This is a genomic window from Pantoea sp. S18, assembly GCF_045689705.1.
Lineage (GTDB): Bacteria > Pseudomonadota > Gammaproteobacteria > Enterobacterales > Enterobacteriaceae > Pantoea > Pantoea symbiotica.
Genome location: NZ_CP142688.1, coordinates 822,699 through 834,861, shown reverse-complemented (window position 1 = coordinate 834,861; position 12,163 = coordinate 822,699). Strand labels below are relative to the sequence as shown.

The 12,163-nt window shown below is 55.3% G+C and carries 7 protein-coding genes; 2 read left to right on the top strand and 5 right to left on the bottom strand.

Going from position 1 to position 12,163, the window contains the following annotated elements:
- From fhuB to fhuA, 4 genes are read right to left on the bottom strand one after another with little or no spacing between them, the layout of a single operon-like run.
- Positions 1-1,977, bottom strand: a complete 1,977-nt coding sequence (gene fhuB, locus VIJ98_RS03715; protein WP_323272350.1) for a Fe(3+)-hydroxamate ABC transporter permease FhuB — start codon at positions 1,975-1,977, stop codon at positions 1-3.
- Positions 1,977-2,855: a Fe(3+)-hydroxamate ABC transporter substrate-binding protein FhuD gene (fhuD, locus tag VIJ98_RS03710; protein ID WP_323272348.1), complete on the bottom strand. Its 879-nt coding sequence runs from the start codon at positions 2,853-2,855 to the stop codon at positions 1,977-1,979. Before fhuD ends, fhuB begins: the two co-directional genes overlap by 1 nt.
- A 9-nt stretch (positions 2,856-2,864) precedes the next feature.
- A complete protein-coding gene (gene fhuC, locus VIJ98_RS03705; RefSeq protein ID WP_323272346.1) occupies positions 2,865-3,659 on the bottom strand; it encodes a Fe3+-hydroxamate ABC transporter ATP-binding protein FhuC in 795 nt (264 codons plus the stop codon).
- 55 nt (positions 3,660-3,714) lie between these two features.
- A complete protein-coding gene (gene fhuA / locus VIJ98_RS03700; protein WP_323272344.1) occupies positions 3,715-5,904 on the bottom strand; it encodes a ferrichrome porin FhuA in 2,190 nt (729 codons plus the stop codon).
- 334 nt (positions 5,905-6,238) lie between these two features.
- Between fhuA and VIJ98_RS03695 the strand changes: the two genes are divergently transcribed.
- Together VIJ98_RS03695 and VIJ98_RS03690 are read left to right on the top strand one after the other, a co-directional pair.
- Positions 6,239-8,065 carry a glycosyltransferase family 25 protein gene (locus VIJ98_RS03695; RefSeq protein ID WP_323272342.1) on the top strand — a complete coding sequence of 609 codons (1,827 nt, stop codon included), beginning with the start codon at positions 6,239-6,241 and terminating at the stop codon, positions 8,063-8,065.
- Positions 8,066-8,068: 3 nt separating this feature from the next.
- Positions 8,069-9,454 carry a bifunctional cytidylyltransferase/SDR family oxidoreductase gene (locus VIJ98_RS03690; protein ID WP_323272340.1) on the top strand — a complete coding sequence of 462 codons (1,386 nt, stop codon included), beginning with the start codon at positions 8,069-8,071 and terminating at the stop codon, positions 9,452-9,454.
- 53 nt (positions 9,455-9,507) lie between these two features.
- Here the strand turns inward: VIJ98_RS03690 and mrcB are convergent, their stop codons facing one another.
- Entirely contained in the window at positions 9,508-12,066 is a 2,559-nt protein-coding gene (mrcB, locus tag VIJ98_RS03685; protein ID WP_323272338.1) for a bifunctional glycosyl transferase/transpeptidase, read from the bottom strand.
- Positions 12,067-12,163: the final 97 nt, after the last annotated feature.

Here is a 12,163-nt window from a genome sequence, read left to right as displayed (position 1 = left end):
TTAAGCCCGCCGCAACAACCAGATAAAATACGGCGCACCGAAGAAGGTCGCCATCAACCCGGCTGGAATCTGATCCGGAAACGCCAGCATCCTGCCGCACCAGTCGGCGAAAATCATCAAACCGCCGCCCAACAAACCGGCCATCAACACCTGCGGTAACGCACGGCGGAACCCAAGCATACGCACGATATGCGGTGCCATCAGCCCGATAAAACTCAGCGGCCCGATGGTTAAGGTTGCCGTGGCGGTCAATGCCGCCGCCAGCAACAGCAAGCTAAGGCGAGAAGTGGTCAACGCCATGCCCGCCGAACGCGCGGTGGCGCTGCCGAGTGGCAACAAGGTTAACCAGCGACTTGCCAGTGGTGCCAGCGCAATCAGCACCAAACCCACCACCGCGCTTTGCACCGCCTGCTGCATATTGATGTTGTAGGTTGAACCGGAAATCCAGCTCAGCAAGCCGCCCATGCGCGGATCGCCGCTGGCCAGCAGTACCATCAGAATAGTGACGAACGCGCTGTTGAGCGCCATACCCGCCAGCAACATACGTTCCGGCGAGAAGCCGCCGCGACTCGCCACCAGCATAATAATCATCAACGTCAATGCTGCGCCCAGCGCACCGGCAGGCAACAGCCACGCCACCGCATCGCCCGGCACAAAGAACATCATCACCACCACGCCACACGCCGCACCCGAGCTAATGCCCAGCACTTCAGGGCTCGCCATCGGATTGCCGGTGAGACGCTGGATCAGCGCACCTGCCACGCCGAGCATCATGCCGACAATCAGCGCGGCCAATACGCGCGGTGCGCGCCACGGCAGCAGCTGCTGCAGCATATCGCCGCCCACCCACGTAAAGCCGTGCGCATCGCGACCAAAGGTAATGCCAACCCAGCTGAATATGCCCAGAACCAGTAATCCAATCAGACACCAGCGCAAGACGTTCTGCCGCTCAGCCGGCACGCTATCGCCCTGATTAAGCGCCGGCGGCACCGATCCGGTACGCAAGCGCGGCAACAGCCACAGCAGAATCGGCACGCCGATCAGCGCGGTCGCCGTGCCGGTAGAGACTTCGCGCCAGTGGCTGGTGAGCCACAGCACGCACTGATCGGCCAGCCACAACAGCAGCGCACCGATCAACGGGGCCAGCATCATGCGACTGATCAGGCGACGTCCGCCGAGCATCTTCGCCAGCAGCGGCGCAAACAGGCCAATAAAGCCGATGATGCCCGCAACATTGACCAACTGCGCGCTAAGCAAAATCGCCAGCGCCAGCGCGGCAATACGCGCCGCCGACAGCGCCAGACCGAGGTTTTTCGCTACGCCATCGTCGAGCCCCATCAACGTCAGCGGGCGCAGCAGCGACAGCGCCACCACAAACGCCAGCAGCAGACGCGGCCACAGTTGGGCCACGTTGTGTCCATCCAGCTGGTTGAGCGCGCCGGTGCTCCACAGGAACATGTTTTGCAGCTGATCGTGATTGAAGATAGCGAAGATTTGATTCACTGAACCGGCGTACAAACTCAATACCAGCCCAGCCAGGATCAGCGTTACTGGCGACAGACGTTTGCCCCAGGCAACCCCGAATACCAGAATGCCGACCAGCACCGCGCCGCCCATCGTCGCAAACTGCTGCGTGAGCTCGCCACCCGGCAAATGCCATAAGGTCGCGACGGTAATCCCCAGCTGAGCGCCCGACGACACGCCCAGCGTGGTGGGTTCCGCCAGCGGATTACGCAGCACCTGTTGAAACAGCAAACCGGCGAGGCCAAGGCCCGCGCCAACCAGCAGCGACAGCGCCAGTCGCGACAGCAAACTGTGATGAAACACCACTTGCTGAATATTGTTGATGTCAGGCGCGAAAAACGCCTGTGACCACTGCTCGCTCGGCAGCGCCTGGCGCAGATTGATCAAGGTTAAGGCCAGCGCCAGCAGAAAGACCGCACTCAGCAGCGCGACGGGAAAGAGACGATTGCGCATCAGTGCGACTCCAGCGCGTGTTCCAGCACGCGGACAAATTTCAGCGCCGAATAGGTTGCGCCGTAATACCAGACCGCCGGCACGCGCTGGAAACGCTGCGCGCGCACAAACGGCAGCGCCTGCCACAGCGCGGTAGCCATCACTTGCTGCATATCGCGATCGTTATCGTGATCGAAGCAGATCACCTGCACATCGCCCACTTCCGCCAGCCGCTCCAGCCCAACCACCGCGCTGCCCCAGAAGTTGGTTTCGCCCTGCCACGCGTTGCTCAAGCCAAGGATCTCCATCACTTCGAGGAACAGACTGTTTTTACCGAAGGTAATCGCGTGGCGGCTGTCCATCAGCGACATCAGCAGCACCGGACGATCGGCCCACGGTTTGAGGCGTTCACGCGCCGCCGCCAGCTGCTCATCCACATACTGCAGATGCTGCACGGCCTGCGCTTCACGGCCAAGACGCGCGCCGAGCGCCTGCAGCGAGTGACGCGCGGTGCTGAGCGGTTTGCCGTCGCCGCTATTAAGGTCAAAACCCATGGTCGGCGCGATGCGCTGCAGCTTATCCAGCGCCGGGCCGTAACCATTGGAGTGCAGAATGAGCGAAGGTTCGAGCTGCGTCATCAGCTCCAGATTGGGTTCGGTGCGCAGACCGAGATCGATAACGCCGGACGGCAGCTGCGGATCGCCGACCCAAATGTTGTAGTTGTGCATGTCGGCCACGCCGAGTGGCGTCACGCCAAGCGCCATCAGCAGCTCCACCGGCAACCACTCAAGCGCCAGAATGCGCTGCGCATCTGGCACGGCGGCACGCAGCGGCAACACGGACATCAACGGGGAAAGCGCCAGCGCCGTCAGCAGGCGGCGGCGAGAAATGTCGAACATGGCGAGGCCTTAATAAACGAAACTGACGGGCGCGCCGCCCAGCGGATGCGGCAAAATGCCCATCGGAATACCGTAAATGTTGCCCAGCACATCGGCCTGCATGATCACCTCGGGGCCGCCTTCGGCAATCACTTCGCCACCGCGCAGCGCCACCAAACGATCGCAATAGCGCGCCGCCATGTTGAGATCGTGTAGCACCGCAATCACCGTCAGCCCACGTTCGCGGCTGAGACGCAGAATCAGTGCCAGCACATCAACCTGATGGGCGATATCCAGCGCCGACGTCGGTTCATCCAGCAGCAGGCAGCGACTGTTCTGCGCCACCAGCATCGCCAGCCAGGCACGCTGACGCTCGCCGCCTGAAAGGCTATCCACCAGACGACCGGCAAAAGGTTTTAATCCCACCAGCGTAATCGCTTCATCCACCCGATCGCGATCTTCCTGACCGTAACGGCCCAGCGCGCCGTGCCACGGATAGCGGCCAATCGCCACCAGCTCGCGTACCGTCATGCCTTCCGCCGCTGGCAGCTGCTGCGGCAGATACGCTACCTGGCGCGCAAAATCTTTGCTGCCCCAGTTATCGACCGCGTCCTCATTCAGCAATACGCGCCCTTCACTCGCCGCATGGTGACGACCAAGCATTTTCAACAGCGTGGATTTGCCGGAACCGTTATGACCAATCAACGCGGTGACTTTACCCGGTGCAAATGTTAGCGACAGCGGATGAAGCAGCGTGCGGCCTGGCACACGAAAACTGACGTTATCCAGCCTGAAGGTGGTTTCTGCGTGGTGCGGATGCTGCATGATAATCCCTGGTTAATCTGTAGGGTCGCCATTGATGGCGACCTACGTAACACGATTAGAAACGGAAGGTCGCAGTACCGACGATCTGGCGCTCAGCGCCCCAGTAACAGGCGTAATCGCGGTAGCAGCTGGCGACGTATTCACGATCGAACAGGTTATTGACGTTAACGCCGATGCTTGATCCCGGCATGCCAAAGCGTGCGAGATCGTATTTCAGCGCGGCATCAACCGTGGTGTAACCGGCGACGTCGAAGTTTTGGTTCGCATCGTCGCCGCTGGCGTACAACCCTTTGCTCTCGCCGACATAACGCACACCGGCACCCACGGTGACACCCGATAGCGCGGTCTCATGGAAGGTGTAATCGCTCCACAGTGAGGCCATATGCTTCGGCACCTGCACCGGCGTTTTGCCTTTCAGCAAGGTGTCATGCGTATATTCGGCATCGGTGTAAGAGTAAGCGGCTGTCAGGTTGATATTGGCATTTACCGCCGCTTTGGCTTCTAACTCCACGCCGCGCGAACGGATTTCACCACCCTGCACGCTGAATTGCAGACTATCGGGATCGGCTGTGAGGTTCTTCGTTTTCGTGAGCTGATAGACCGCACCCGTAATAACAATCGGACGATCTTTTGGCACATATTTCACACCCGCTTCATACTGCTTAGCGCGTGAAGGGTCAAATGGTTGGCCGCTGGAAGTGGTACCCGCAGTAGGAATAAACGATTCGCTATAGCTGAAATACGGCGCGATGCCGTTATCAAACACATAGTTCAAACCACCGCGCCAGGTGAAGGCCTGATCGTGATTTTTCTCTTCTGTATTACCGTTACGGTTCAATGCCGAGGTCATCGCGTAATCATAGCGACCGCCTAATGTCAGCACCCAACGGTTCCACTCCATTTGATCCTGGGAGTAGAGGCCAGTTTGTTCCTGACGGTTTAGATATTGATACGGGAATGGCGTACCGATAACCGCGTCATTGCCATATTGCGGATTGATTGCACTGATCGGTGCGGCGCTGCCAAAGGCAGCATCAATATCATTGCGGGTACGCTGATAATCCACCCCCATCAACAAAGTATGATCTACGGCACCGGTGGCAAATTTAGCCTGAACCTGGTTATCAACGGCAAACTGGTTCAGTTTCTCATTTGAGAATGCTGTACCACGAGTAATTTGTTGTGTTTCAGGCAGATAACCATTGCCATAAATACTGCGATAATCCGTTCTCAGATCGGCATAGCGCAGATTCTGTCGCACCGTCCAGGTATCGTTGAAGCTGTGTTCGAAGTTGTAGCCCACCATCTTGGTGTTGCGCGAAATCTTGTTGCTGTCTTCGCCTTCATCAAAGTTGGTCGGCAGCTTGTAACTGCTGCCGTCAGGACGCGTAATGCCCACCACTGTGCCCTGACGCGGCAACCAGCCGTAATAGCCGGTTTCCGGTTCGTTCTGGAAGTAGGTCAGCAGATCAAAACGCGTGTTCTCATCCGGACGCCAGCTGAACGATGGCGCAATGGTGTAGCGCTTCTCTTTGTTCATCTCCTGCTGCGCATCGGCGCTGCGCGCGAGGCCGGTCAGGCGATAGCTGTAAACGCCGTCATCATCCAGCGAGCCGCCGAAGTCGAAACCGGTGGAGAACTGATTATTGGTGCCCATCTGGAACTGCACTTCACGCAGCGTCTCCTGCGTCGGACGCTTACTCACCAGCGAAACGACGCCGCCCGGATTGCTCTTGCCGTACAGCACCGAAACCGGACCGCGCAGCAGCTCAGCGCGCTCGAGGAAATAGGGATCGATAGCAAACTCAGAGTAGTTATCGCCCTGCAGTTTCAGGCCATCAAGATATTGGTTGGTGTTGGTTTCGCTGAAGCCGCGAATAGAAAGCGCATCGATGACATTGGAGCTACCGCGGTTGCCGGTCAATACGCCAGGCGTATAGTTGAAAGCCCCTTTCACGCTGGTGACGTTTTTCATCGCCATCTCTTCTTGCGTGACTACAGAGATCGACTGCGGGTTCTTTTCAATCGGTGTATCGGTTTTGGTGCCGGTGGCGCTGCGTTTGGCCGCGATGGTTGGCGACGGGCCCCATGCATTCTCTTGCGCCACGCCGCTGCCGCCATCGGCACTGACAACCACGGTATCTTCTGCCAACGCCTGCACGCTGAACGTACCCAGAGTCAGTGAAATAAGCCAAGCCAGCGAACGCGGGCGTAAAAAACAAGGATTGGTGTTTCGCGTATTCATAAATGAGGTCTCTCGAAAAAAGTCGATGCAGGTGAATACAAACGAGAATGATTATTATGACGCACGGATTTTAGGCGAAATAACGCCACATTCGCAACGACTAATGCCCGTTAGCGCGGCGTTTACAGCCAGATCGCGCATATTCATGATCGCGAATAATAAATTAGCGATGAAGGGAGCGGAGGCCAGCAATCGGGAAATTGCACTGCCGCAAAGCGGAAATTCATTTCATCCGGATAGAGCTCACAATTAACAATAATGAATAAAATCATCAAGTTAAAATCTGGCCCGCTAATTGCTTATGTCATGCACTCTCCTTCCTACAGAAACCGTCATGGCAGTTATAAACTGGAACATTGTTGATCGCGTCATTTTCATCAATTTGAAGAAACGCAAAGACCGATTAACCCGCATCACTAAACAACTTAAAAAGTTGGGTCTAACCCCTGAAAAAATCGTTCGTCTGGATGCGATCAAGCATGAAAAGGGGTACATCGGCTGCACGCAATCGCATATTGCCGCGCTGGAGATGGCACGCGATAACGGCTGGGAGCGGGTGCTGATTCTGGAAGATGACTTCAGCTTTGATGAAAACCAGGCGAATTATGACAATCTCAACCGCTACTTTGCCGCCCTGCCGCAAATCAACTGGCAAGTGGCTTTTCTGGCGGCCAATTATCGTCGCGTGACGCCGCTGAAAAGCGTGGAATATATCGTGCGCGCTAACTTCGCGTGGTGCGCCTGCGCATATATCGTCAATCACCGCTATTACGCCACGCTGATTGAAAACTATCGCGCAGCGCTTCAGGCACAATTGCAAGGTGGCGCGCAGGCACAATATGCCCTTGATGTGCACTGGAATAGCTTGATGCAGCAGGATCTGTGGCTGGGCATGTTCCCCAACGCTGGTGCACAACGGCTCGACAAAAGCGATATCGAAAATAGAACGGTAGATTACCGCGCCCTCTTCAGGAAGCCGTTGAGTCAAATCGTTGCGCCCGCCAAATTCACGCCCTCCATTAGCGGTCCAATTAAGGTCGATTTTTACTTTCAGTGGCCGCCGGGTTGGACAAACTTTGAATCGGTGATTGAGGCGATGCAGGCTAATTCCGCCTTCGATTGCCGCATCGTAGTTGTGCCTTACCTGAACTGGAAAGCCAGCGATGTTAATGGCGATATTCAGCGTGATATTCTGCGCGAAAGAGGGCTCGATTACACAGGTTTTGAAGATTATCAATTGGAGGAGCGTCAGCCGGATGTGGTGTTCTTGCAAAACCCTTACGACGAAGCGCGACCCGAAGCCTTTCGCAGCGACTACCTGCATGAACGCGGCGTGAAAATCGCCTACATCCCTTACGCGCTCGACACCGGAATTGGCGCTGAAAGTATGGTGTATCAATATAATTTGCTCTGTCAGAATCTGGCGACGTGGATATTTGCCCGTTCAGAAAAACATAAAGCTGAGTTTGCACTGCAATGTCAGGCAGGAAATCGCCATGTGCACGTTACCGGCCATCCCAAATTTGACCACTACCAGCGTCGTTTCCCTCTTTCAGACAAGCCGCAGCCACGCACAGTAACCACCTTCCTGTGGACACCGCATTTCGTGTTGCCGGGCGACCAGAAGATGTACACCACTTTCAACCTTTACGGCAGCGCGTTCCTGAAGCTGATTGAGCGTCAGGATATTCATCTGATTATTCGCCCTCATCCGCTGCTAAGCCAATGGATAGGCGAAGCCAGCCCAACGGCGCAAAGCCTTTATCAGCAGTTACTGCGCGCAGCACAGCAACACGCCAATCTCGAGTGGGATCACGGGCATGATTACACGCTTACTTTTGCACGTTCCGATGCACTCATCGCGGACGCCGGTTCCTTCCTGCTGGAATATCTGCCGTCAAAAAAACCCATCCTCTATCTCACTCACGAAACATGTCACGGTTTGAACCGCACTGCAGATTTCATTTATGACGCCTACGACGTGGCCTGGTGTGAGGAGGATATTTTCAACTTTGTTGACAATATTGTCGCGGGGCGCGATGCAATGAAAATTCGCCGGGAACAGGTGCTGTATGAGGAACTGCAGATAGAAAAGAAAACGGCGGGCGAGAAGATCACTGAAATTATTTGTTCATCACTCAGACCGCAACCGGCGGAATAAAAAATGAAAAATGTAGCCATAATACTTTCTGGCGGTACAGGCACCCGCTTTGGCAGTGACAAGCCGAAACAATTTGCTAAGTTGGCGGGACGTGCGGTGATTGAATACACCATCGAGCGTTTTGAAACTTCGGTCGACATTGATGAGATTATTATTGTCTCGCAAAATGAGTACATCGATTATGTGTGGGAACTGGTGGCTAAAAATCAGTGGCATAAAGTTAGTAAAGTGGTGAACGGCGGTAAAGAACGTTTTGACTCGACATATTCCGCACTGAAAACCCTTATCAACTATGACGGTCAATGCAAAATCTTACTGCATGATGCCGTGCGGCCATTAATTAGCGACGCAATAATTCGCAATTGTGTAGATGCTCTGGAATCCTTTGATGCCGTTGATGTGGTGATCCCCTCAGCAGATACCTTAGTAGAAGTGCACGATGATGGCTGCATTGCCAATATTCCTCATCGTGCCAGCATGCGCCGTGGCCAGACACCTCAGGCATTCCGTCTCGATAAAATTCGTCAGGCTTATGAGAAAGCGGCGGCCATGGGTAAGTTTACGTTTACCTGCGACTGCGGCGTGCTGCGTAATATGTTGCCTGAAACGCGTGTAATTACCGTCGAGGGCGATGAGGACAATATCAAAATCACCCATCCACTTGATCTCTATATCGCAGAGAAATTGCTGCAGGAAAGAAGTTCACACTCGCTGAATACCGCAAATCTCGATTTCCTGCGCGATAAGCATATGGTTATTTTTGGTGGCGGTAGTGGAATTGGTTTGGAGATGATGAAAGTTGCCACGCTGTGCGGGGCAAAAGTGCATATTGCCAGCCGTTCACATAATGATATCGATATCACTCAGCTCGACAGCATTAAAAACTATTTAAATAACATCATTGCCGATCATGGCAATATTGATTATATCGTCAACACTGCGGGTATATTAATTAAGAAACCGCTTTCCACGCTAACTCAGCAAGAAGTTATGGCGCTGATTAACATTAATTATCTCGGGGCAGTAAACGTGGCGATTGCGGCAAAAGAGCGCTTAACCTGTAATTCCGGCATGTTATTGAATTTTACATCCAGTTCCTATACGCGCGGACGGGCCTTTTATGCCCTTTACTCCTCTGCAAAAGCTGCGGTAGTCAATTTGACTCAGGCGCTGGCAGAAGAGTGGATTGAGGATAAAGTCAAAGTGAACTGCATTAATCCTGAGCGAACCGCAACGCCGATGAGAACCGTTAATTTTGGCGAGGAACCGGCAGACTCACTGCTACATGCACGAGACGTTGCAGTAAAAAGCCTGGAAGTTCTCGTAACGCAGAGTACTGGTATGGTTATTGATATTCGCAAAAATAGCGGTAAGAACCAGCCCGGCTAACCACCTATCCCAATGAAAAAGGGCGCCGCAGCGCCCTTTGTTTTTCCGGCAACTTACTTGCTGCCGAACATATCCTTAATCCAACCCGCGACGCCGTCAGAATCTTTCTGCTCATTCTGTGGCTGCTGCTGTTGTTGTTGCTGCTGTTGCTGCTGTTGCTGCTCTTGTTGCTCTTGTTGCTGCTGCAACTGCTGCTGTTGTTGCTGAACCTGCTGTTGCTGCTGCTGACACAGCGCATTTGGATCCAGCGACCACACCGGCAGCGAACGCCATGTGCTGCTACCGCTACCGCAAACGAAGTTACCGGCAGAATCGACGTTCATCTGCGTGATGTCTTCCGGCGGCGTCAACACCAACGGCATCGGCGCCTGGTTGTCGAGATAGCGACGATAAAGCTGCATCGCACCGCTGGCACCGTACAGTTTCGAGGTTTGGTTGTTATCACGACCAACCCAGGTAATCGCCACTTCTTTGCCATCGACACCGGCGAACCAGCTGTCGATCAGGTCATTGGTGGTACCGGTTTTGCCCGCCAGATGCGCTTTAGGATAACGCGCACCCAGCGCACGCGCGGTACCGTGATCGGCGACCTGCTGCATGGTGTAGAGCGTCAGATACGCGGCCTGCGCTGGTTCAACGCGCTGCGCCTGCGGATAGCTCTGATACAGCACCGTGCCATCTTCCGCAATCACCGAACGCACCGCCGACAGCTCAGCGCGGTTACCGCCGCTGGCAATCGACTGGAACGCCTGCGCCACTTCAATCGGCGTCAGGTTCAGTGCGCCCAGCAGCATGGATGGAACCGGATGCAGCTGATCTTTCGGCACACCGAGTTTGTTCCAGGTATCAACCACCGCATCCAGTCCCAGCGTCATACCGAGGTTGACGGTTGGCACGTTCATTGAGTTGGTCAGTGCATCCACCAGCATCACTTTGCCGCTGAAACGACGATCGTCATTCATCGGTTTCCAGATGGTGCCGTTCGGCTGTTTCAGCGCAATCGGCTCATCGGCGATCCAGCTGTTGAGGCGATAGCTGTTCGGCTGGCTCAGCGCGGTGAGATAGGTCGCCGGTTTTGCCAGCGAGCCAATCGAACGACGCGCCTGCAATGCGCGGTTGTAACCCGCAAACTGCGGATCGGCACCGCCAACCATAGCGCGCACTTCACCGCTAAAGCGGTCAACCACCACCATCGCGGTTTCCAGATCTTTCAGGCCACGCTGTTTTTTCAGCGTCGGAATGCCTTCAACCACCGCTTTCTCTGCGGCATCCTGCGAGATCGCATCCAGCGTGGTGAAAATCTTCACGCCGGAGAGATCTTTCATTTTGTCGCCGAGCTTAGCCTGCAGCTCGTTACGCACCATCTGCATAAACGCCGGCTGTGGCGTGATCACGCCGCCTTTTGGCTGCACGCCCAGCGGACGCGCCGACAGCATGTCATACAGTTCCTGATCGATGACGTTCTGCTGCTGCAACAAACGCAGCACCAGATTACGTCGCTCCAGCGCCAGTTTCGGGTTACGCCACGGATTGTACAGCGACGCCCCTTTCACCATGCCGACCAGCATCGCCTGCTGATCGAGGCTCAGCTCATCCACCGGACGACCGAAGTAGTACAAGCTCGCCAGCGGGAAGCCGCGGATCTGATCGTTACCAGTCTGGCCGAGATACACCTCGTTGAGATACAGCTCGAGGATGCGATCTTTGCTGTAACGCGCATCCATGATCACCGCCATATAGGCTTCACGCGCTTTACGCCACAGCGAACGCTCGTTGGTGAGGAACAGGTTTTTCACCAGCTGCTGCGTCAGTGTACTGCCGCCCTGCACCGCTTTACCGGCGGTGATGTTGGCGAGGAACGCACGACCAATCGAGTACGGGCTAATGCCGTCGTGCTCGTAGAAGTGGCGGTCTTCCGTGGCGATCAAGGTGCTGACCAGCAGATCCGGAAAACCGGCGCGCGGCACGAACAGGCGCTGTTCACCGTTCGGCGACTGCAACATGGTGATCAGGCGCGGATCGAGGCGGAAGAAGCCAAAGTCGCGGCCGGTATCAAGGTTTTTAATCTCGCTCAGCTCATCGTTGCTAAACGTCAGACGCGCGTTGATCTGCCCTTCTTTGCTGTCCGGGAAATCAAACGGACGACGCAGCAGGTCAATGGTATTGCCTTTGACGCTAAACTCGCCCGGACGGGTGATGCGCGACACTTCGCGATACTGCGTGCCTTCCAGCAGCGCAATCATCTCTTTTTTGTCGTACGGCATGCCCGGTTCAAGGCTTACCATGCGGCCATAAACGGCGGCCGGCAGTTGCCACACTTTACCGTCGATGCGGCTACGGATTTCCGAGTCGAGATAGACGCCCCAGGCAGCCATCACAACCACAAAGACCAGGAAGAGTTTAATCAACCAGCCTAACCAGCGACGTTTGCCGCGTGGCGGACGTTTTTTACTTTTTGGTGGCAACGGTCCACTCTCCTCATCTTCTTCATCAAAATCGTCCTGATCGATATCATCATCAAGTTCCCTGCGGCGACCCCGACGCGCAGTGCTGCGCGGCGGCTTTGGCGCTTTTCCTTTGCGCCCAATAGGTTCGCGATCGTTCCCAGACATGCTTTTATTCTCCAGGTATTGCTACGGCGGCGGCCGTTACTCTAACTGCTTTCTCGTGCTGCGCATGGCAGAACCCTCTGAATTCGATCCACAGCGT